The 23722-nt window shown below is 40.5% G+C and carries 19 protein-coding genes; 13 read left to right on the forward strand and 6 right to left on the reverse strand.

Annotation, left to right across the window (positions count from 1 at the left end; genetic code table 11):
- Nucleotides 1-88: 88 nt before the first annotated feature.
- Entirely contained in the window at nt 89-3322 is a 3234-nt protein-coding gene (locus QTN47_RS02655; RefSeq protein ID WP_369327766.1) for a SusC/RagA family TonB-linked outer membrane protein, read from the reverse strand.
- Nucleotides 3323-3771: 449 nt separating this feature from the next.
- Here QTN47_RS02655 and QTN47_RS02660 point away from each other — a divergent pair, with 449 nt between their 5' ends.
- On the forward strand, nt 3772-4365 hold the full coding sequence (locus QTN47_RS02660; RefSeq protein ID WP_369327767.1) for a TetR family transcriptional regulator: 594 nt from the start codon (nt 3772-3774) through the stop codon (nt 4363-4365).
- Here the strand turns inward: QTN47_RS02660 and QTN47_RS02665 are convergent.
- On the reverse strand, nt 4341-4604 hold the full coding sequence (locus QTN47_RS02665; RefSeq protein WP_369327768.1) for a CBU_0592 family membrane protein: 264 nt from the start codon (nt 4602-4604) through the stop codon (nt 4341-4343). The genes QTN47_RS02660 and QTN47_RS02665 overlap by 25 nt on opposite strands.
- Nucleotides 4605-5109: 505 nt before the next feature.
- Between QTN47_RS02665 and QTN47_RS02670 the strand changes: the two genes are divergently transcribed.
- Nucleotides 5110-5313, forward strand: coding sequence for a VOC family protein (locus tag QTN47_RS02670; protein WP_369327769.1), 204 nt, complete (start codon nt 5110-5112; stop codon nt 5311-5313).
- A 217-nt stretch (nt 5314-5530) separates the two neighbouring features.
- Here QTN47_RS02670 and QTN47_RS02675 read toward each other — a convergent pair whose 3' ends face one another.
- Nucleotides 5531-5923, reverse strand: coding sequence for a hypothetical protein (locus tag QTN47_RS02675; protein ID WP_369327770.1), 393 nt, complete (start codon nt 5921-5923; stop codon nt 5531-5533).
- Between the two features lie 203 nt (nt 5924-6126).
- Here QTN47_RS02675 and QTN47_RS02680 point away from each other — a divergent pair, with 203 nt between their 5' ends.
- Nucleotides 6127-7467 (forward strand): sigma-54-dependent transcriptional regulator, encoded by a 1341-nt coding sequence (locus QTN47_RS02680; RefSeq protein WP_369327771.1) that lies wholly within the window; start codon nt 6127-6129, stop codon nt 7465-7467.
- Between the two features lie 199 nt (nt 7468-7666).
- Here the strand turns inward: QTN47_RS02680 and QTN47_RS02685 are convergent, their stop codons facing one another.
- Nucleotides 7667-8863: an AGE family epimerase/isomerase gene (locus QTN47_RS02685; protein ID WP_369327772.1), complete on the reverse strand. Its 1197-nt coding sequence runs from the start codon at nt 8861-8863 to the stop codon at nt 7667-7669.
- Nucleotides 8864-9147: 284 nt separating this feature from the next.
- Here QTN47_RS02685 and QTN47_RS02690 point away from each other — a divergent pair, with 284 nt between their 5' ends.
- Nucleotides 9148-10632, forward strand: coding sequence for a S8 family peptidase (locus tag QTN47_RS02690; RefSeq protein ID WP_369327773.1), 1485 nt, complete (start codon nt 9148-9150; stop codon nt 10630-10632).
- Nucleotides 10633-10729: 97 nt separating this feature from the next.
- Here QTN47_RS02690 and QTN47_RS02695 read toward each other — a convergent pair whose 3' ends face one another.
- Both QTN47_RS02695 and QTN47_RS02700 read right to left on the reverse strand, forming a co-directional pair.
- Nucleotides 10730-11509 carry a porin family protein gene (locus QTN47_RS02695; protein WP_369327774.1) on the reverse strand — a complete coding sequence of 260 codons (780 nt, stop codon included), beginning with the start codon at nt 11507-11509 and terminating at the stop codon, nt 10730-10732.
- A 274-nt stretch (nt 11510-11783) separates the two neighbouring features.
- Nucleotides 11784-13145 (reverse strand): GH1 family beta-glucosidase, encoded by a 1362-nt coding sequence (locus QTN47_RS02700; RefSeq protein WP_369327775.1) that lies wholly within the window; start codon nt 13143-13145, stop codon nt 11784-11786.
- A gap of 195 nt (nt 13146-13340) precedes the next feature.
- Here QTN47_RS02700 and QTN47_RS02705 point away from each other — a divergent pair, with 195 nt between their 5' ends.
- The 9 genes from QTN47_RS02705 to QTN47_RS02745 all read left to right on the forward strand — a co-directional run bounded on the left by QTN47_RS02705 (nt 13341) and on the right by QTN47_RS02745 (nt 23701).
- Nucleotides 13341-13739, forward strand: coding sequence for a hypothetical protein (locus QTN47_RS02705; protein ID WP_369327776.1), 399 nt, complete (start codon nt 13341-13343; stop codon nt 13737-13739).
- Nucleotides 13740-14305: 566 nt separating this feature from the next.
- Complete coding sequence (locus tag QTN47_RS02710; RefSeq protein ID WP_369327777.1) at nt 14306-15721, forward strand: oligosaccharide flippase family protein; 1416 nt, start codon at nt 14306-14308, stop codon at nt 15719-15721.
- Between the two features lie 65 nt (nt 15722-15786).
- Nucleotides 15787-17466 carry a hypothetical protein gene (locus tag QTN47_RS02715; RefSeq protein WP_369327778.1) on the forward strand — a complete coding sequence of 560 codons (1680 nt, stop codon included), beginning with the start codon at nt 15787-15789 and terminating at the stop codon, nt 17464-17466.
- A complete protein-coding gene (locus tag QTN47_RS02720; RefSeq protein WP_369327779.1) occupies nt 17439-18386 on the forward strand; it encodes a glycosyltransferase in 948 nt (315 codons plus the stop codon). The genes QTN47_RS02715 and QTN47_RS02720 overlap by 28 nt, the downstream gene beginning before the upstream one ends.
- Nucleotide 18387: 1 nt before the next feature.
- On the forward strand, nt 18388-19539 hold the full coding sequence (locus QTN47_RS02725) for a glycosyltransferase family 4 protein (protein ID WP_369327780.1): 1152 nt from the start codon (nt 18388-18390) through the stop codon (nt 19537-19539).
- Nucleotides 19496-20641: a DUF1972 domain-containing protein gene (locus tag QTN47_RS02730; RefSeq protein ID WP_369327781.1), complete on the forward strand. Its 1146-nt coding sequence runs from the start codon at nt 19496-19498 to the stop codon at nt 20639-20641. Before QTN47_RS02725 ends, QTN47_RS02730 begins: the two co-directional genes overlap by 44 nt.
- Nucleotides 20562-21890: an O-antigen ligase family protein gene (locus tag QTN47_RS02735; protein WP_369327782.1), complete on the forward strand. Its 1329-nt coding sequence runs from the start codon at nt 20562-20564 to the stop codon at nt 21888-21890. Before QTN47_RS02730 ends, QTN47_RS02735 begins: the two co-directional genes overlap by 80 nt.
- 64 nt (nt 21891-21954) lie before the next feature.
- Nucleotides 21955-22884, forward strand: coding sequence for a hypothetical protein (locus QTN47_RS02740; RefSeq protein ID WP_369327783.1), 930 nt, complete (start codon nt 21955-21957; stop codon nt 22882-22884).
- A 16-nt stretch (nt 22885-22900) separates the two neighbouring features.
- Complete coding sequence (locus QTN47_RS02745; RefSeq protein WP_369327784.1) at nt 22901-23701, forward strand: glycosyltransferase family 2 protein; 801 nt, start codon at nt 22901-22903, stop codon at nt 23699-23701.
- Nucleotides 23702-23722: the final 21 nt, after the last annotated feature.

Consider the following 23722-nt stretch of genomic DNA (forward strand, 5'->3'; position numbering starts at 1 on the left):
AATGATCTGATATGCCTGGCCAAATAATTTTTTTAAGTGAATTATTCTTAAGGCCCATTTCATTTATATGTTTTTTAATGACCGGTAATTAAAAGTCAAGATTTACACCAACTGAATATTTTCTCTGGTATGGATATGCCCAGCCATAGCCATCGACAATAGCTTCAGGATCGACGTATTTTTTAATCTTTGAAAATTCAAACAGGTTTTCCCCGGTGAAAAATATCCTGAGTTTTTGCATGCCTAATCGCCTGATCACATTATGTGGCAAACTGTATCCTACAGTTAAATTTTTGACTCTCAGATATGCGGCGCTTAACATGTACTTTGTTTGCGGAATATCAAGGCCTGAACCATAGTTGTTATCTGCAAGCCATGCCTGCAACACGGGGTAATATGAGTTTGTATTTGCATTCGACAGGCCCGCTGCATTGTATGAATTGGAGTAGGTTGCTTTTTCTGCATCCGTTGCCGCTGTCTCTCTGTAAAAATCAAGGTTCCAGGGATAAATATTCGCATAAGGTTGTTGGTAAGGTCCCCAGAATAAATAATGATGAGGGTAATAATCCATTTTAGCAACACCCTGTAAGAATACCGACACATCGATATTGTTCCATGCCATGCTTACATTGAATGAATAACGATACCTGGGTCTTGAATTACCAATAATGCGTAAATCACCAGGATCTTTATCACTCGTGCCTTTTGTGATTTTCTGATCGCCATTTTGATCTATGTACCTGGGCCATCCGGGTACAATATTTAGTGCTCCCCACGGAACGATGGCGCTCTCATCCAGCTTGGCTATTTCATTCGTATTTTTAAAGAATCCATCGCTTACCAAACCCCACATTTCCCCGATAGTTTGTCCCTGGCGATATGGAGCTGAAAACAATCCCAGGGGATTATCATATTTGGTGATTACACTTTTATCATCCCAAACCTGCGCTTTCAGATTTAATGAAAAAGGTTTAGCAGCTACCGTGAACGTGGTATTATATGCGGCTGAAAATTCCCAACCTTTGGTAGACATATCTGCTGCATTTTGTTGTGGAGCTGAAGTACCTAAAACGGCCGGAAGAACTTTCGATGGTACTAACATTCCTGTTGTATTGCGCACATAGTAGTCAAACGTAACGTTAAGATGATTGTTGAGAAATCCTAAATCCGCTCCAAAATTGCGAACACCAACACTTTCCCATGTGTAATTGTCTGGATCCACATTCAGGCCAGGCACAGTGGTAATGGGTTGCTGACCAGCACCGTTGATCAAATATCCTGAAGTGCCTAATCCAAGCCCCTGGATGTATCCATAATAGCTTACCGACTGATTTCCCTGCTTTGCGTAAGAAGCGCGTAGTTTAAAGGTAGAAACTGCTGGAGCTATGGGATCCCAGAAACGCTCTTTGTTTACTACCCAGGCACCGGAAACGCCGGGTGAAAATGCCCAACGTCCATTAGACGGAAATCTTGATGAGCCATCTTTACGACCTGTGAAAGTAGCAATGTAGCGGTCTTTAAATGTGTAATCTGCCCGTCCAAAATAACTTCTGATAGCATAATCATAATAAGAAGATCCAAAACCTGATTGTGTAATACCTGGATTAGTGCCCAGCGTAAGACCTATATATGGAAGGCTGGAAGAAATTAACTGGTTTCTGCTTACAGATAGTGGATTCCATTGATAATACTCCTGGTTGTAGCCGGCGGTAACTTTAATATTATGAGATCCGAATGTCTTATTATAATTCGCAAATACGTCATAAATGTCCTGTTTTACAGTTCCATTGACATTGGTAATAGAGCCCGGCGCATTAACGGATCTTACATCATTAGGTCCATATCCAACCTGTACGGGAAGATAGGAGTAATAGCCATTCCAAAGTTCCCGTTTATTGCTGGCAGTTCCGGTGATCGTTAAGTCGCCGTTCAATAATATTACTGTTCCTCTTAAAATATTATTGAAGCCAAAACGCGTTTCTTTATTTCTTCCCCCATCAACTAATTCTGCTGCAAGAATACCCGCAGTATTATTTCCCCAGGAGCCATCAGGGTTTTTAGGCACGTTAACCGGTTGCGTATAATATACATCGGTTACATTGTAGGAAGGCATATCCTTCACCAATTGATAAACACTCATATTGTCTTCTATCTTCAGCCATGATAAAGGGTTGATGCCGATATTAGACCTCAGGCCATACCTGTTCCAGTCGTTTTTTGTGAGTTTGATCAGACCGTTTTCGTTGGTATAGTCAGCCGATAATAAATAATTAATCGGTGTTTTTCCCGCAGAAGAGCCGCTGAAAGAAAGTGTGTGATATTGTGAGAAGTTACTGTTACTAAAGAAATAGTTATTAAAGTTGTAATTACCCATATATGCCCATTGTGTAGGATTATCAGGATTTGGCATTACTTCTGGTGCTGACGATGGGTCATCTGACCGTTGCTTGGCCCAGGTTTGTTCCCATGGGGTAAAGCTGGCATAATCCCACGGAGTATTTTGGGTAGCGGTTTTCATCACCTTTTTATAAATAAACGGATCAGTTATGGGTTCAGGCATCACTGTTCTTTTCGATATAGCGAAATAATCGTTGTAGGAAACAGTTTGACGGCCACCCGATTTTCCTTTCTTGGTAACGATCATGAGCACGCCGAATGCTGAACGGGCTCCATATATAGCGGCAGATGCACCATCACGTAATGTAGTGATGGATTCTACATCTGATGGGTTTATTCTTAATAGATCATCCGTCTGGGCAGCAACGCCATCGATCAATATTAAAGGAGACCCGCCTCCTCCATTGATGGATCCAAGTCCACGAATGTTAATGTTGGGAACGCTTCCCGGTGTACCGCCTGAATAAGTAATATTTAAACCTGCGCTAAGCCCCTGCAATCCTTGCAGTATATTGGCAACCGGACGTTCTGCAATTACGCGTCCTGCGATCTGATCAACAGCTCCGGTAATCTCATTTTTTTTACGGGTTCCGTAACCAACATTTACTACTACATCCTGCAACTGATCACTGCTTCCATTCAATTGCAGGTATACGTTTGCCACATTGTTTCCATTCACCCGGAGCTCTTTTAACTCATATCCTAATGAGTTAAATATAAGGGTGGCATTCTTTTGACAGGAAATCGAATAGGTTCCGGATTCATTGGTGGTGACACCGTTACTCGTGCCTTTTATTGTAACAGCAACTCCCTGTAGTAAGCTGCTATCCTTGGCTGACCGCACTACGCCGGTAATTTTTACGTTCTGAGCGCTGGCATAAATACACAACACGTAAAACAGAATCGCAAAAGACAGTTTTTGCATTGTTTAATTTTTAGAGATTTACGATAGTTTTTAAATTTTGAAAGAATAAGCAGATTATTTGTTTATGGTATTTCACTATCTACATATTACTTCACTATAGCCAGCGCATCATGTAAACAGAATGCAAAAATGAGTGTTTTGGGTATGTTCGAACATTAATAAATCATTAATTAGTTTGATTGAACGTTCATTTAATAAAAAAATACGGGAAAGCCCTTTAGATTGCAGAAAAAAACATGTAACGGGTAGCTGCCAGTAGAAAAATGAAGGTCTGGAAAACGTCTGCCTGAAGGTTGAAATACTCAAAAAATGATCACCCAATCTTAGGTTTTAATTGGCTTATCAGTTAAAAAACATTATTTAAACATTAAACTTGAGTTAATTAGTAAGATTCTGTATTTTCATCCAAAACCAGGATCGTCGTAATCAACGATGTTAAGAGACTTAATATGGGAAGAAAAAGCTTAAAGGAACCAAGGCAAAAAGAAATTATAAAAGCCTTTTATAAAGTAGCGAAGAAAGAGGGACTGGAAGAAACCTCCATAGCGAAAATAGCGGAAGTAATGAACGTAAACCCCAGCCTCATTGTGCATTATTTCAAAAACAAGCAGGAATTAGTGTATGCCCTGGTGACCTACATATTAGACAAGTATATGCTTATTTACAATGTGGACAACACAAATACGCCCACTTTACAGGACCTTAAGAAACTGATTGATAATTTATTTTCAAAAAAATGGAATAACCTGTTTGATGACGGATTATTTTATAGTTGTTATGCACTCTCCTTCAGAGATAAAAAAGTCAGGCAAATGTATTACAATATCGGCAGCACGCTTCGCAGCAAACTGGCTGCCTTTATTGAATTGTGTACCGCTGAAAAAATATTATCTGTGAAAAATATTGAAGAAGTGGCTGATAAACTCTTTGTGCTGGTTGATGGCTCCTATTTTTATGTAAGTATTATTCCTGAGAGAAAAGAATATGAAAAAATAATAGAGCGACATAAAGCTGCCGCCTACAATTTACTTGGAATTTCCTGATCCATTTTGTTTTTAAAATATTTGATGATCCCCACAATGGCAATAAGGCCCCATAAACTGTTTGCTGAGCTGTTTGGTCCGTCGTGAAGGTTGTAAGCTTTAATTGCCAGGCCTGCACCGCCGATAAGATTGAGCAACTGAAAAAGCCATCCATCAAAAGGGATGCATCGAAAGTTTAATAATAAATAGGCGAGCGTGCAACAACTAAACCCTATCCAGCCAATGTAATCAATCAGCATAAATTTTTTTTGCTAAAAATAGAGTTTTATTTAAAAAATCGTCAGGTTGCTCCCGGCGTGTTGACATAGACCTTGGATATATTTTGCTGAGTATTTCCATGATTTTTTAAGAGGAATCCGTCCGATAATTTGAACGCATATATAATCAACGAACAGAGTGGAGAACGCTTGCCTTTTACTTAAGAAAGGTCAACCTTAATTCCGGATCCGGATTGGACATATTTATTGTCTCGTGAATTGCATAGCTGGTATTTTTTATTAAGCCCATTCTGAAAGGCTCTAAAATCCACTGTTTTGTAGAATTGGTTCAAATTTTAAAGCCTGATTGAGATCGCGCTTTTTGGTTTCTATTGGTTGAAAAGATCTTATTTCTTTTATGGATAACAATTGATAACGATTTGAAAAACTTATTCAGCGTAGCCAGCCTTAAGTTGTTCTGTTTTGTCTGACAATAGAGGAGCGATGGGCGGTTTGGATTTTTTGTGCGGGTAAAATAATCAAACGTTTGCGTAATTTTTTAGCGCCGCCGGCACCCGGAGGTTGGAATCGTTTTCAATTACAGGTAGAAAATATTGAGTCGGTGGTAGAAGATCTTAAGAAACATGGCGCCACATTCAGAAACAAAATTGTACAGGGTGTTCGAGGCAAACAGATACTTCTTGAAGATCCTTCAAAGAACGTAATTGAATTATTTGAATTTCCTTCCTGATAAGATCAACGATCCGGGACATTTTATTTCACCATTATTCATTCATCGTATTAAGACGACTTTATCATAGGGTGAACATTTTACACACAACAAATATTCCAATCATCATTTGATGATTAGCTGCCGGATTGTTTTTTATTCCTGAGAGCGTTCAAAAACTACTTTGAGGCCTGGATCCGTTTCTCATGAACCATTACAGATGAATGCGATTTGACTTTTATGCCTGCCCTTTAGTATCTTCGGTTTCTTCATTCCCTGTTAATTTATCCCATAGCTTTTTGGCGCCTTCTTTAATGTCGTCCAGTTTTTCTTCTATTTCCTCTTTAATGTGACCTGATTTAACATCTTCCCAAACTTCTTCTGCTTTTTCTTTGATATCACCGGCTATTTCCGTTGCTTTTTCTTTAACGTCGCCGGCCAGATCTGCAGCCTTGTTTTTCCATTCGTCAAAAGTGCTTTCAGCTTTATCGGCGGCCTCTCCGGCCACATTTTCGGCCTTGTCTTTGGCATCGCCGGCAGCGTCCTTTACCTTTTCTTTCATTTCATTAAATGTATCGGCGGCTTTTTCGTTGGATTTATCTTCCGGGAAAGTTGCGTTAGTGTCTTGCATAAAATTTGTTTTTAATTGTTGATCATAAAAAGTACAATTTGCAAACAAAAATGTCAAGTAGTTGTTCACTGTTTTTAATTATTTAACGGGTATTACCGCTGCCGGGTAGGGTGAAGGATGTTTAAAGACCGTATTGCAACATCAATTGAATGTTTGCTACCTTTAACCGCTATTTTCCAGCATATTGCATAAAAATTTGTTTCATGCCGAACGCCAGTGTTTTAATTATTGATGATGAGGACAAATTGAGGGGACTATTAAAACGTATCATTACACTTGAAGGTTATACTGTTTTGGAGGCACCTACACTTAAGCTTGCACATAAAATATTAGAAAAAGAACCTGTTGACGTTATTCTGTGTGATGTAAAATTACCGGATGGTAACGGGGTAGACTTTGTGCAGCAGATAAAACCTCAGTACCCGTTAATAGAAACTATTCTGCTTACAGCCTACGGAAATATTCACGACGGGGTGCAGGCTATCAAAAACGGCGCATTTGACTATATAACTAAAGGTGATGACAATGAAAAAATCATTCCCTTGCTGGCCCGTGCGACAGAAAAGGCGCAATTGCAAAAACGCATTCAGCAACTGGAGAAACAAGTTGGCCGCAAATACAGCTTCGATACCATCCTGGGGAATTCGTCTTCCATAAAACAAGCGATTGCGATGGCGCAAAAAGTAAGTGCTACAGACGCGACCGTATTGCTGATGGGTGAAACTGGCAGCGGGAAAGAAGTATTTGCACAGGCCATTCATTTTAACAGCAAACGGACGAAAGGGAATTTCGTCGCGATTAACTGTAGCGCATTTACGAAAGATCTTTTGGAAAGCGAAATCTTCGGACATAAAGCCGGCGCATTTACCGGTGCCGTAAAAGATAAAAAGGGGTTGATTGAAGAGGCAGATAATGGTACACTCTTTTTGGATGAGATGGGGGAAATGCCGCTGGAGTTGCAGGCGAAATTGTTGCGGGTACTTGAGAACAATGAATACATCAAAGTGGGTGACACAAAAACGCTGAAGGCAAATGTGCGCATAATAGCTGCCACCAACCGAAACCTGGAAGAGGAGGTGAACAACGGACATTTCAGGGAAGATCTTTTTTACAGATTAAATGTGTTTACCATCACCCTGCCGTCGCTGAATGAACGAAAGGAAGATATTCCGCTCTTCGCAACTTTTTACGTAAAAATGTTCAGCGACAAGTTGGGTAAGAATATAAAAGGTATCGACAAAGAAGCTCTGCAATTATTGAAGAACCATAATTGGAAGGGCAATATCCGTGAATTAAAGAATATCATTGAAAGGGCGTGTATTTTGGCTGACGGGCACCAACTTATCGTAAATGATCTGCCAATTGATTTCCAGGAAGTTCATGAACCCAGGTTTCTTTCGGCCTTCGACCTTGCTGCCGTTGAGAAACTACATATACAACGCGTATTAAATCATACCGGCGGAAATAAAACTGAAGCCGCCAGGCTGATGAATATCGGTTTGACGACGCTGTACAGGAAGATAGAGGAGTATGGAATTAGGTAAGACGTGTAAGACGTGTAAGACAGTAAGATAGTAAGACCGTAAGACAGTAAGATAGTAAGATAGTAAGATGGTAAGATGGTAAGATGGTAATAGGTATAAGATAATAAAAGACTGATCAGCCCGAAGCATATTGACGCTCACACCTGATACCTGATACCTCACACCTGATACCTGATCGCTGACAGCTGACAGCTCTGTGTCAGCGGCAAAAGCTGCTTCTATCCATCACCTCCATACACGCACGGGAGTTGTGATAGGGACATTTCCAAAAGCCGGCTTTGTCGGCGTTTACCAGGCTATTGTCTTCTTTTCTGCCCCAGAACCATTCGCCATTTTGAAGATCAAGTATTTTCTCTTTTACAAACGACCAGGTTTTTAATGACTGATGCAGGTATTTTTCATCGCAGGTTAACTGATAGGCATTTATGTAGCCGACCATTCCCTCCGCTTGTGGCCACCAATCCCGTTGTTTATTTATTTTTCCGGTGGCAGGGTTATACTCATACCAAATGCTGCCATCACTGCCAATGCCCACGTGTACGGCGTCGGCAATTTTTACCGCATAATCTTTGAAAACATCTATCCAGTGCGCATCATTGATCACCTGTGCACATTGCAATAACAGCCATGCGGATTCTATGTCGTGACCGTAAGATATTACATCTGGCTGTTCCTTCCAGTTCTCATCAAAGAACAGGCGGTTAAAATACTTGTTGTGATCAATAAAGTAAAGATCAAATACTTCCAGTAAACCTGCAATTCTTTGCTTTAATGTTTCGTCCGGCCAAACTTTATACAAACTGGCATAAGCTTCAATCAGGTGCAAATGCGTATTCATTGTTTTCTTTTGCTTGGCATTTTTTGCTATGGAGCTGGCATTGTCAATATCTTTCCAATCGCGGGTAAAAACTTCCATATAGCCTTTCTTCACAGAATCATAACTGTACTTCTCAATGAGTGAAAACAGGTCTTTGGCAAAGTTCAATGCAGCTTCATTTTTTGACGCTGCATAATAGGCGCTCATGCCATACAGGCAAAAAGCCACACCATATATTTGTTTGCGGCTGTCCAGCATATTGCCTTTTGCATCTACGCTCCAGTAAACACCGCCATGTTCGTTATCTTTAAAGTATGCCATTATATAGTCATAGGCACGTTGCGCCATTTCAAGATATTCCTTTTTTGCTTCGCGGCTATAGGCAGTTGAAAATGTCCATAAAATACGCCCATGTAACACAATGCCTTTTTCTGCTCCAGGTTTTGGCTGGTTATTATTATTCACGCTGCCGTAAAAACCACCATCCGTTTTGTCTATGGTATATTTCATCCAGTAATTGAGAATACGATGCAATTCGGCCGATACTTCTTCTGAATATTGTTGCAGAAAATTCTTCATGGCAAGCTGGTTGTTTTAGGTGTTTGACAAGACAACGATGTTTATAAATGTAATTATTTTTTTGCTGTGAAACATCAATGAGATTCATCAAAAAATACTTGCATTAAATAGCTTTATGCGCTTGCAAATCTCATTTTATTTTTTGTACATTTGGTTAGATAAGTCACACAATTACAAGTGAATCACTTGACGAATCAGAGCTAACAGAACGGAAAAATCAACTGCCATTTTTATCCCTCCCAATGATTATTCTCTACAATTAATCATTTATTAAACTGGTTTGTATGAAAAAAATTCAACTACTGTATTATGTCCTTTTTGTCGGAATTGTTATCTCCTCATGTAAAAAAGATATGGATAAGGTTGACTGGCGTTTGCCAAGTACAACCTCCGGCCTTAAACATGATCGTGGCTTTATCGTAATCGCAAAAGAAGGGGCAAAACTTGAAAACATTGCTGCAAGCCTCACTAATCTTGGATGTAAAAAATTTGTTTTAAAAGAATCCATTAAAGAGTTAAGTCTTATTCATGTACAAACACCTGATCCTACTTTCCCGGAAAAAGCAAGGGCTGTTGCTGATGTGCAGTCTGTAGTAGTAGACGTGGTTGCTCAATGGCATTTGCCAACCCGTTTGAAGAGTTCAGGTTATTCTGTATCTAACACTCCCGCTTCAGAATATACGGATAAGCTGAACCGCAATCCCTGGAGCTTTTTACAATGGGATCTTCAGGCGGCTAAAGTAGCAAACGCATGGAATAAAGGTTATGAAGGAGCCGGGGCCAAGGTTGCAGTTCTGGATGGAGGCTTTCAAACTAAAAACCCGGACATAGCGGACAATATTATTCTTAAGCAAAATTTTATTGACGGCGAAACTATAGATTACAAAGGTTCTGAAGGTTTTAGTCACGGAACAAATGTTGCGGGAATAATAGCAGGCATTGACAACAATTTAGGCATAGTAGGCGTGGCGCCTAAAGCCAAGCTTATATTGGTTAAAGTGTTAGATGACGCAGGTAGCGGACCTTTCAGTGCATTGATCAACGGTATTTATTTTGCTGCAACACATGGCGCCAATATAATAAACATGAGCCTTGGTGCTGAGTTGCCGCTTAAGGCCTATAAAGACGATAACGGAACCCCGGATGACCCTTCTGATGATTTTATTGTTCGCCCCGACAAAGATGTTCGCGATCTTATAATTGCGCTTAACAGGGCAACTGTATTTGCAAATAACGTTGGCGCTACGCTGATAGCTGCTGCTGGCAACGACGGTGTAAATTATGACCAGGAAAAGAACTTTATTACTTATCCTGCAAACTGCATCGGTGTATTGGCTGTTTCAGCTACAGGGCCTATTGGCTGGGCAAAAAATCACAACACATTCCTGTATGTGCCGGCATCATTTAGCAATACGGGAAAGAACTTTATTTCTTTCGCCGCATCAGGCGGTTCTTATCCTGAGCATCTGGACGTAAGTAATGTAACTGTTGGACCGGTAACCGCCCCGGCTTATGTATTTGACTGGGTGTTTGGTTTAGGTTTTGAAGACAATGGCGATTTCCTTGTTGGCTGGGTTGCGGGTACAAGCCAGGCCACTCCACATGTTAGTGCTATAGCCGCAATGATCTATGGTAAATACAAACAGCTGTCATCTCCTCATTTGATTGCTGATATTCTCCGTCGGAGTTCAATAGATCTTGGTCCTAAGAACAGGGATGCAGATTATGGATATGGAGAAGTTGATGCCGGCAAGGCCATTACTTACTAATCAAACTCAAAGGCAGTATGAGAAATTAAGTGAGACAAAGTTGATGTTAACTCGGTTTTGATAACAATGAGCCGCTGTAATTAAAACAGCGGCTTATTTATTTCTTGAAAAAAGTATAAGCATAACCCACGAGTATTGTTGCAGCGCCAACATTGTTCTTGCCGTTTTCTGCTCCCTTCTGAATATTAAAGAATCCGTAGTTACCACCTATTTCAAAGAATACAAGATTTTGGTGTGATATTTTATAAGAAATACCTGCGTGCCCGTCAATGCCTCCGTTAAATGAATGTAACTGGCTTTTTATATCCTCTGTATTGTCGAATGATTGCGAACCAACGGGGAGGGGTTGTTGATGTCCTTCGTCAAGATAGATCTTGCTGTTGCCGGTTGTAACTTGTTTTGCGGATAACAGAAAGCTTACAAAAGGTCCTGCGCTGAGGAAAAAAGCAAATTTGGATTTTGAGTGATTGAAGGGCCAGGTAAACTTTGCGAGCATAGGTACCATCAGGTAATTGATTTTTGCCTGGCTTTTGAAGTTTGCATATAAATATTGCGGAACCTGGCCCGGCGGAAACATTGCTGCCCATTCCGGCGTAACCGGAAAAGCCTGGTAACCCTTTTTCTGGCCGCCCTGCGCTGAATACGCTATCGCAGGTTGTATGGAAAATACATCAGTAAGTTTAAACTCGGCAAAAATTCCGGCGTCAGGCCCGGTGCTGGACTTATATCCCGTATTTATCGGGTTTTTATAAGCAGTTCCGGTAGTTAAATTGGGAATGCTTATACCGCCTCTTACACCCAGCGAAACAAACTGCGCCCTGCTCGTTAAACAACACACAGCTACGCAACCGGCCAATAGTACTTTTTTCGTGATCATTGATTTATGAATTAACTGATTTGCTCAAAAAAATTCACAGCAAGGATATCAACACTTATAAGCAGGAATGGTTGTTCCCGTAATACTTCAACTATTTGCAGGAGTTACTCTTCAGCAGGCTTCTATCTGCACAGCGCCGTATTTTATTCGCCGGTCTGTTTTAATGATCTGTTGTACAGTAAAGTTATTAATACGTAAGTATTTATGCAAGGAAATGACGCAGGTATTCAATGAGAAGGTTAACAATAAATAAAAGCGTGTGGCATCTTTTATATTAAGCCTGTTTTAGAAAATCGCGAAACCAGTATCCGGAATTCTTTATTGTTCTTAGTTGTGTTTTGAAATCTACATGAATTAAGCCGAACCTGGCTTTATATCCTTCAGCCCATTCGAAGTTGTCAGTCAGCGTCCACGCATAATAACCTTTTATGTTCACGCCTTCATGTTTGGCTCTTAACGCTGCTTGCAGGTGCTGCTTAAAATAATCAACTCGTTGCTCATCGTTAACCACAGCATTTTTAACTTCATCCTTGTAGGCTGCACCATTTTCAGTTATCAGAATCTCTTTCACTGTTCCGTACAGCCAGAATCTTTTGATGATCCTGTAGAAGCTTTCTGCATTCACTTCCCAGCCAAGGCCGGTATGAGGCACCTTCCTTGTTGCGGCTTTAACTTCAGATGCATGAATGTGCGGAATGATGGAGTTGTGCCGCACCACAACAGGAAAATAATTCTGCAAGCCAATAAAGTCAAATTTAAAGTGCATGCGGTCTGTATACTTCCAGGCTTTATTGTGTATCTCCAGTCGCTCTATCAGTTTAAAATCGTCCTGCGGATAACCCCTTCCCAGTGCGGGTTCTATAAATAACCGGTTCAGAATTACATCAACTCTTTTTGCGGCCAAAACATCTTCTTCTTTTGTTGAAAATGGCAGGACTTCAGAACAGGAAAAAGTTGTGCCGATATAGGATTTGTGAACCAGCGCACGAAGGATCTCACCTCCATCAGCCTGGGCCAGAACAGCCTGGTGAATTGCGGAGAAATAGTTGGTAAGCCCCGTTTTGCCAGGTGCATGTTTGCCCAGCATGTAGCCAAGTGACGTAAAGCTTGCAGGCTCGTTCAGCACTATCCAGTTTTTAACTCTGTCACCAAACTCCTCGGCACAAACCGTCGCAAAACGCGCAAACCAGCGTTGCATCCTGTAGCTCGTCCAACCGCCTTCTTTTTCCAGTGGTTGTGGCAGATCCCAATGGTACAGCGTTACAAGGGGTGTTAAACCCAATTCAAGGCATTCATCAATCAGTTTGTTGTAGAACGCTATACCTTCCTTATTTACGCGGCCAATGCCTTCGGGCAATATTCTTGGCCAGGAGATAGAAAATCTGAAAGAGTTAAAACCGAGCGCTTTTGCCAATAGCAGGTCTTCTTTATAACGATGATAAAAATCGCAGCTGACTAAAGGGTTTGTGCCGCCTTTAATTTTTCCGTTCCTGCGGGAAAAAACATCCCATATACTTACACCTCTGCCCCCAACATTGTGCCCTCCCTCATTTTGTTGGGCAGCTATTGCTACTCCCCATAAAAAATTATCGCCAAATGCTTTCGCAGACAAACGGGCCGATTGAAATGGATTCATAAACTCCCTTTTGGACTTTAGATAACAATAATGTTGATCTGTTGTTTTTTAATGTATGAAGATGAACTTTCCCGCGCTAAATAAATATTAGCATAATATTACTATTTGGTTATTAATTTAATGATCATTTTTGAAATCAGACTTTATTAAAAGATCTAAATGTTGAATTGCAGGCATTATAAACCGGTTTTAAATATGAAAAAAGCAGTCTTATCTGTTTGCGCGCTGTTCAGCTTAAGTGTTTTGTTTGGGCAGAAATATGACAATATTTATTTTCATCTTTATACTGACAGCGTAAAAAAAGGTGTGTATAATTATATTAACGTAGATGGAAAGTTGGCGAATGGAAAGTATCTTCCTTTGGGAAGTGATGAGGTGCAATTTTCGTCAAGCTACGGTAAATGGGATGGTAACAGCCTTATTATCGATTCATCCTACACACGTGATTCGGTGGTGGTTTCAGCTTATCTGAAGTCAAAGCCATCTCTCAGATTAACTACAACTATCTATATTAAAAAGAAACCGGATGATGAGCTTCCATTGCCTTCAGATGTCCAGTTAAACCGTCCCGCGAAAAGAAAGAGCAAGAATTAAAAAAAATGAAACATAATTTTATTTTAAAATAATATTGTATTTTGCCGGTCTAAGTCAGAATAACGAGAAAAACTTTTACTATAAGGTACCCAATGTTCACTGCAGCAGTGGGTCGCCTTATCAGCATAACTCTGTGGATGAACGCCCTAATAGTAACAGAACCTTAAAATTTCATCCATATGCAAATTCATGTTAGCAATCAGTCCTTTCCTGGATTTGACCAACCCGCATCAAACCTGTCGGCGTTTTTGTTTTGCCTTGACACATTTATTATTTCCTTGCGAGGAGGCAGTATCGTCAAATTTTCAACCAGCAATGTTTCGGAATTCAAACAATGGCTCATTGAGAACAAAGTGAGGGAAGTTGCCACAGAATCCCGGCGGTAGCTAACCATGCCAATACTAAAAGCCTGTTCGTCGTATTAGCGTATCAGAAAAGCAGGGATAAGCCTCTCTTCATTTACAAAAAATAATCCGCAAGACAGGCTTTTTTGTGCCCTTAAGTCTGTAAAAAGAGGATGAAATATTTTGAACAACCCAATGCCTGCTTTTCTCGTATAATCTTGTATGTGGAAAAAACTATCCAGGAATATTTCAGGGAACATTTTACAGCAAATAATTAACCTGCTTTCAGGAATCGCAATTTTTTATATTCTTTCAAGAAATATGGATAAGACCAGTTTTGGAGAGCTTAACTGGTGCCTGGCCTTTTTGTTAACCGGCTTTTCGGTTTTGTCGTTTGGATTGGATCAGCTTACCGTGAAAAAAATTGCAGCCGGCGAAGATTCTTTCCGGGTAATTCCTCTTTTTGTTTTTCACACGGTCAGCACCGGTTTATTATTCTGTCTTTCTATATTAGCTGCATGTATCCTGGCACCGGGAAATAACTGGCTGATCACATTGTTTCTGCTTGGTACGGGAAAACTGATGATCTATTTTTCTCTTCCCTTTAAGCAGGCGGCCGCAGGATTCGAAAAGTTTACCTTGCTTGCACGGATGTCTGTTGTTTCAAATATCATTAAGAGTGTTGCTTTAATTTATTTCAGTTCGGTGCACATGCTCTCAAATGACCTGATCATTGGCATTTTTATAGCAGGCGATTTTTTGGAATTCCTTGTGTCAATTTATCTGTTCCGGCAAGCTTTTAAACATGCCGGACGTAAATTCATTAACAGGCAAGGATACCTGTCGTTGCTAAAAGAAACACTTCCTCAGATCGGCGTAGTTGTGTGTACTGCCGTCATGTCGCGATTCGACTGGATCTTTATAGGGTTGGTATTATCAGCATCTAAGCTTGCGGAATACAGTTTTGCTTATAAAGTATATGAAATATCCACGGTTCCACTGCTTGTAATCGCACCATTGCTGGTGCCCCGTTTTGTGAAATTCTTTCAGAAACAAAATGATTTAACCAGCGTATATGCCATCGTAAAACTTGAAATGATCATTTGCTCGTTCGTAATCCTGATGCTGAATATTTTATGGGCACCACTAACAGATGCCATTACCGTTAATAAATACGGCGCGGTAAATAGCTATACCATTTTCATACTTACCCTTTGTACGCCCCTGCTTTATGTAAACAATGTTTTGTGGGCTATTGCTTTTGCACAGGGAAAGCTTAAAAGTGTATTCAGGGTAATACTTATTACCTGCTGCGTGAATATTGTTGGGGATTGCATTTTAATTCCCTTGTTCGGGAATGAAGGTGCGTCAATTGCCTGTTTGCTGGCATTGATTGCGCAAACGGCTTTGTATCTAAAGCAGGATGTGCACTTTGTTTTTTCGAGAATAATCCAGTCATTGATTGGTTACCCCCTGTGTGCAATAGGTTGTATTTACGTGGCCGGCTATGCTGGTGATTATGTTGTATATAAAGTGCTTGCTGGAGCGGGCCTTTACCTTGTCCTGGTTGTTGCCACAAACAGGTTTATAAAGAAAGACGTGCATTCAGGACTGCGAATGCTGGTTCCGGATTTTTAAAGGCCCGCAAGCAACCTTTCAGCTATGTCAACGTATTCATTAATGAATAACATTCAGATAGTTGTATGAACAACGCGATTAAGGCGGCCTCCAGGAAATTTGTAAATTCCATAGACTGGAAATTATTGGTGTTCTTATTGCTTTTTCTGAATGTAAAGCTCATCGTCAAGCTGGCCGCCGTTATCCTCGCATATGTTTTCAGGCCGGGTTTTTCACTTGGGATAAAGAAAACAGATCGCGCAATTCCCCTCTTTTATTTTTTACTTATTGTAATAGCATGTTTTAATTTTCTGCTGTTTAAAGATTTTACCAATCTGCATTATGATATTGTATTTATAACCGGCATTGGCTTCTGGCTCCTTTGTCTGCTTGCAGTTAACCAGGTGCGCATTGCTGCCATGCAAAATCCCCCCGAAAAAACGCACAATACCTTGCTTGTCTTTTTTATTACCAATTGCGTTGCTTCTTTTATCCGGCTCGCAACTATCATTTTGGATGCCGGTGCATTAAACCCCTACCGTTACCAGGGCATGTATCAGAAGTATTTTATTGGAACAGGAGATTTGATCAGGGGCATTACATTCGATACTTCAACAACCAACGCCGTGATCTGTGCTGCAGGTGTGGTTTATTTTCTGTGCAGAAAACAGGCGTTGATGACGCTGCTTTGCATGGCAACACTGTTACTAACTGGCAGTAATTTCACCAACCTGGCATTAATTGCTGTAATGATATACCTGTTTGCATTCCGGAGCGACCGGCTGCAAAAAAGCCTGATGGTTATTTGCTGTATGTTGCTGGTTGTTTTTATGGCGAAGATTTCGCCACAGAATGATACTTATGCAACCGGCATTATAAAAAAACTGTTTTCTAAAAATAATTATCCGGGGCTATCAGCATCAAATACTTCAAAGCAAATAACCGCAGAACCTACGGATCCTGAAGCTGAGAAAAAAGCATTTGCCAAACATTATCTTGATAGCATAAGCATGTTGTTGGCGAAGCTGGAAGCCAAATCGGCGCAATCACCCGATGAAGTTGCTGTTGGCGGAACAGTACCGGTGTTTTCGGAGAGACCTGAAATTCCGCAACCCAGTATTCATTCCCAACCTTTTCAACGGAAAAAAGATACACTGACCGAACAGCGGGTATTGATCAATTATATTCAGCATTCAGAACCTGCAAACAACAAAGTGTCAGCGTTTCCTGAAAAGTATCCGGGTAAGCTGATCTCATTTATACAAACCGGTAATTACTTTAAACTACATCCGGGCAAAATGCTTACAGGTAACGGGATGGGCAAATTTTCATCCAAACTTGCTTTCAGGGCGACGGCCTTAAATATCAGTGGTGGCTATCCGTCCCGCTTTTCTTATGTAAACAATGACTTCAGGGATAACCATCTTGCCACATTTCTCAATTTCTTCAGCAAAGATGCTGAAATGCATTCCGTCGTTAATACACCTAATTCCGTTTACAATCAATTGATGGGCGAATATGGATTGATGGGTATCGCTGCTTTTGTTTTTGCATACATTTTCTATTGGATTGGCCGGTTTAAAAAAGGAGGTTTCGGATTTCCCTTGCTGTTGTTGCTGTGTGCAATATTTTTTGTTGATTATTGGTTTGAGCAACTCTCCATAGTTGTGTTATTTGAGTTGATGATGTTCCTCGATATAAAAGAAGAAAAGACCGCGCAACGCACTAAAGCTATGACATGGAAAGACCAGGTGTTACAGTACTGATGCCGGCTTATAATGCTGGTTGTTATATTGCTGAAGCAATAGAGTCCGTACTGTGCCAGACAATGAAGAATTTTGAATTGTTGATAATAAATGATGGCTCAACCGATAATACGGAAGAAGTGATCCGCTCCCTTGATGATAGTCGCATAACTGTAATATCACAGAAACATAAAGGCGTGGCCCAGGCCCTGAATGCCGGCTTGCACCACGCAAAAGGAGAATACATTGCGCGTTTTGATGCGGATGATATTTGCTTTCCTGAAAGATTGGAAAAACAGAAACATTTTCTTGACGTCAATCCGGACTACGTTATCACCGGCGGTGACGCGGTGTATATTTCTGAAATGGGTGATTATCTATGCCATTACACATGTCCTTCCCATGATGATGAGCAGTTAAAGGCATCTTTATTAACAATATGTCCGTTTATTCATTCAAGTGTGATGTACAGGAAAGCTGTAGTTATGCTATGTGGTGGCTATAACGAGCTGGCGCACAACATGGAGGATCATTTGCTTTGGGTGCAATTAAGCAGGAAAGGTAAGTTCTGCAATTTTGCTGAACCGTTGATCAAAGTTCGTTTTAATCCTGCTTCGGTAACAATAGATGAGCGATGGCGCGGCAAATACTTCAGATCATTAAAGTACGATATCTTGAAAAAAGGCTTTATCACAGAGTCTGAAGGTTATGCTTTGTGGAACATTATACACAGGCAGGATAACCAAAAAATTAAAAAGGGTGCCTACTATGCACTGTGTGGCAAAAAGTATCTCATCAACAATCATCAGCCGAAAAATGCAAGGGTGTATATCAAAAAGGCTATAAAGATCTCGCCATTGCGGTTGGATAATTATGCATTGCTGGTAGCTAGCTTTTTTCCCCCTGCATTGATAAAATGGCTGCACCAAAAGATCAATTAACATGCATAACGACGCCATACATATGATGGAGATAAGCGTGGCATTAATTGGCCGGGCAACCTTGTACGAGGCACCTGGCGGAGATACTGTGCAGATAATGCAGACAGCAGATTTTCTTAACAGGATTGGTGTAAAAGCTGAAGTTAGACTTACCGATGAAAAAATAGATTACGAAGCCTATGATCTGCTGCACTTTTTTAACATTACAAGGCCGGCGGACATCTTGTTTCATATAAAGAAATCAAACAAAAGATTTGTTGTTTCAACTATTCATATTGATTATTCAGCGTATGATAAAACACATCGCCGGGGCTTGTCCGGTATGCTGCTTAAGTATTTGTCCCCCGATAGCTGCGAATACCTGAAAACCATTTTTCGCTGGATTAAAGGGAAAGACAAACTTATCAGCTATTCTTACTTATGGAAAGGGCAATCCGAAAGTATACAGGAAGTGCTTGCTAAGTCGTCTCTCATATTGCCGAATTCCGCATCTGAATATAGCAGGTTGAAGAAAGTTTATGGAGCATTGCCGGGCTATAGAATTATTAACAATGGAATTGATCCCGGGTTGTTTTCTTCTTCGGGTAATGATATGCGCAGCCCTGACCTGGTTATTTGCGTAGCCAGAATTGAGGGAATAAAAAACCAGCTTAATCTGATTAAAGCACTGAACAATACCCGCTATAAATTATTGCTGATTGGATCTCCGGCGCCTAATCAATTCGCCTATTATACAAAATGTAAAAAATTAGCTGCGCAGAATATTCTATTTATTGATCATCTTCCACAGCAGGAATTACTGTATTATTATAAACGGGCAAGCATTCACATCCTACCGAGTTTCTTTGAAACAACGGGGTTAAGTTCTCTGGAGGCGGCAGCAATGGGTTGCAAAATAGTTATTACGGATAAGGGTGATGCCGGAGATTATTTTGGGGACATGGCAGACTACTGTGATCCGCATTCGCCAGAAAGTATTTACGATGCAGTAGTACGTGCGGGCATAAGACAATATGATGAAAGCTTGCAGCAGAAAATATTGGACTGCTATACATGGTACGAAGCAACTAAAAACACTAAACGTGCGTATAAAGAAGTAATACAATTATATGAAACTACGCATCGGAATTTTGGGTACGCGTGGAATCCCTAATAATTATGGAGGTTTTGAGCAAATATCCGCCTACCTGGCGCAGGGTCTTGTGCAGCGCGGACATGAAGTAACTGTGTACAACGGCCATAAACATCCGTATCAACTCACCACATGGAGAGGTATTAACATTGTGCATTGCCATAATCCCGAGCATTGGATGGGCATGTCGGGGCAGTTTGTTTACGATCTAAATTGTATTCTTGATGCGAGAAAACGGTCTTTTGACGCAATCCTGATAATGGGATATACGAGTAGCTCCGTCTGGGGAAAATTGTATCCGCGTGATTCTGTAATTATTTCAAACATGGATGGCCTTGAATGGATGCGCACCAAATACTCAAAGCCGGTGCAGCGGTTCTTGCAATTTGCAGAGAAGCTTGCAGTAAAATTCAGTGATAATTATATAGCAGATTCACTGGCGATTCAAAAATATTTAAGAGATAAATACGACATCTCGCCGGCATACATTCCATATGCGGCCGAGATTATGCCATTTACGGATGATCGTATTTGCAACGAATTCAGGCTTATTAAGCACAACTACATGTTGTTGATAGCCCGCATGGAACCAGAAAATAATATTGATACAATTCTGTCAGGTTTTACAAAAAGCAGTACATCACAACATATGGTGGTTGTAGGAGATACAGCCAACAAACATGGCAGACATCTGGTAAATATATTCAGGAATGATAAGCGGATCTTATTTGCCGGGCCGGTATTTGATACACAAAAGCTTCATTCATTAAGAAGTTTTTCAAGTCTTTATTTTCACGGTCATAGTGTTGGGGGAACCAATCCGTCACTGCTTGAGGCGATGGCGAGCAAAGTATATGTTGTGGCGCATGATAACGCATTTAACAGGCAAATACTGGAAAAGGATGCGAGCTATTTTAACACAGCGCTGGATATAAAGAAAATCATAGAAGAGGATATTCCCGCCGTTAAAAAGGAAACGGCCATTGAGGATAACTTTAATAAGATCATACACAGGTATAACTGGGACAGGATAGTTGCAAAGTATGAACAATTCATTCTCTCATGTTGTAATTCCGCAACCGTTGAAGAACATATTTATCATCCGGGATACATTGGCAAATAAGATCAGTTACTATCATCTGTTACTGTTTCTTGTAAGCCTGCCGTTCGACAGATTTTATTCCGAACTGGTGCTGATCAGCTTCAGCATGCATACACTGCTGCACCTGAGACGCCTTCGTTTTCCTTTTCTTCCTGTACGGAAGTTATTACTTGTTCTCTCACTGTTTTTGATAACGCTGTTTACTGTGCTGTACACTTCAGAAAACGAAGAAGGGCTCAGTAAAGCCGGCCGTCAACTGGCGCTGATAATTTTTCCTGTGATGTTCGTGTGCACAAAACTGGATCTCAATAAGTATAAACATCAGCTTTTCCTGGCTTTTTCCCTCACGATAACGCTTACTGTTATATACTTGTACTATGACGCGTTGCACACGATTGTTTATAATAAACTGCTTGTCGCAACCTTGTTCACTCCGGCATTTATCAATCAGAATTTCACTGCGCCAATTGAACTACATGCCACATATATGGCGATGTATGTTTGTTTTTCTCTCTTATTTATGATCTATTGCGCTTTACATTCAGCAATCCGGGTCCGTAAGGTACTGTATTTATCAGCCGCTGTGCTTTTAACCGGTGCACTTGTTCAGCTTGGATCAAGATCAGTGTTGGTCGCCGCAATCATAGGGGCTAATTGCATTCTGCCGATCACCATAAGTTCAGTTAAGCGAAAGATCATTTACCTGTCTGCAACCATCACAGGTTCTGCAATTGTAGTTATCGGAATTACAACGGCGCCGGTATTAAAAAGCCGGTATATTTCAGGTTTCAGACAGGATATTACGGCAAATATTGCCATCCCAACAATACCGGAACCCCGTATGGCGAGATGGGAATCGGCACTCCATGTAATCAATCAACACCCTTTGTTGGGTTATGGAGCTGGTGCGGAAATTCCTGTTTTAAAACAGCAATATTTTAAGGATGGTTTATACATTTCTTACTACAATGAGTTGAATGCCCACAATCAATATTTAAGTATGGCAGTAACATCGGGCTATGTTGGGTTGGCTGTGTTTATGCTTATACTGTTGGAATGTTTCAGGCTGGCGCTGAAAAACAGGGATGTAATGTTTTTAAGTTTTCTGGTAATTATAGCAGTAGCTTCTTTTTCGGAAAATATTCTCGATTTAAATAAAGGGATTTTTTTTATCGCGTTTTTTCTGTCGTTCTTCCTGCTGTCTGATTTCAGCGACAATTTTAAGGTCGTCAATGAACTGCCAGGCAGGGCAACCTTTGAACGCGCCTGATCGTTTATATTAAAGAAATAAATGTTTGATCCTGTAACGTTTTTTTTACTTCAATTTGTTATTCGTGCGCGATTTAGAAAAGGACATACTGGCAACGCTTACGTACTTTGATAACTTCAGGTATCCGCTTACGCAGAAGGAAATTTATTCATTCCTGCAGGAGCGTTGTACAAGGGACGTTGTTGGTGCCAGCCTGCAGAAGATGGTTTGCAACAACACCGTTTACCGCATGCAGGACTATTACAGTCTGAATAATGATATTGATTACGTAGTAAGACGAAAAAAAGGATACGAGCAGGCCTTGAAATTAATTTCGAAAGGAGAGAAGATCGCTTCTTTTATCAGTCATTTTCCATTTGTACGTGGCATCGCAATATCCGGCTCGTTATCGAAATATTTTGCTGATGAAAATGCTGATATAGATTTCTTTATCATTACTTCCACCAACAGGGTTTGGATTGCGCGTTCATTTACCCATTTGCTAAAGAAGTTAAGTTTTCTCTTTGGAAAACAGCACTTGTTGTGTATGAACTATTACATTGACGAAAGCAAGCCAGAAATTATTGAGAAGAATATTTTTACGGCGACGGAAGTTGTTACGCTGATTCCTGTTAAAGGCGTTAGTGCTTTTGATAACTTTTTTGAAGCCAACAACTGGACTGCTGAATACCTGCCCAACTTTTTTATGCCGCTCAGGCGCAATGCTGAAATGAGCACAAATGTTGTGAAACGGTTGGTAGAACTGCTGTTAAAAGGTAAAGCCGGCAATGCACTAGATACATGGTTGATGCACATGACAGATCATAGATGGCAAAGAAAAAAAATGGCAAAAAAAATGAACGGGCATGGAAATATTATGAGCATGGCGGTACATAAACATTGCTCCAAGCCCGATCCATCCATCTTTCAGCGCCAACTTCTTGAAACTTATGAAAAAAAGCTCTCGGAGATTTTAAAGATAAATGAACAAGTTTCCCTGTCTGCCGTTAAATAATAAAAGGACCCCGGGCATGTTAGATATTTCCATAGTGATCATTGCCAAAAATGAAGCAAGCGATATTGCCGAATGTATAAAAAGTGCGAGGACAATCAGCAATGATATTGTTGTAACAGATACCGGGAGCATAGATTGCACCACGCGCATTGCAAAAGAATGCGGTGCACATGTTGTTAATGCTACCTGGATTAACTATGGTGTGGCAAGAAATGTTGGGGCTGCAATGGCAAAACATGACTGGATAATTGCCCTGGATGCTGACGAACGCATTACGCCAGACCTGGCGGAAGCTATAAGAAGAATCGATTGTGATGATCCTGATCTTGCTTTTGGATTTGAGCGTAAAAATTATTTCAGAAAAAAGCGAATACGTTTTGGTGATTGGGGTCATGATATCGTTTACAGGTTGTACAATCGTACCTGTAGCAAGTGGCAAAATGTTCCCGTTCATGAAATTTTACAAGGAGATAACTTAGTAAAAAGGAAAATTCAGGGCCGTTTGCTTCACTATACAGTAGCAAGTATGCATGAATACACCAATAAGATTGCCCGATATGCTTTTTTAAGTGCAGGCAAATACATGGAGCAAAAACGCAGACCTAATTTTTTCAAAAAAATTTTTTCCGCTCCGGTGAACTTTATGGCTTGTTACTTTCTCCGGCTTGGTTTTCTTGATGGTAAAGAGGGGTTTATTATTGCTGTGTATACGGCATGGTATAGCTATCTTAAATACCATTATTTTTCTGAGATGTACAAAAAAACTCATGATCTTAACCTGGGAAGAGCGCTGTCAAAATCAATAGTGAGTAGATGACAGGAGTGTAAGTTCAGGTGA

Origin of the sequence: Danxiaibacter flavus (genome assembly GCF_041060425.1) — a bacterium.
GTDB classification, from domain to species: Bacteria; Bacteroidota; Bacteroidia; order Chitinophagales; family Chitinophagaceae; genus Danxiaibacter; species Danxiaibacter flavus.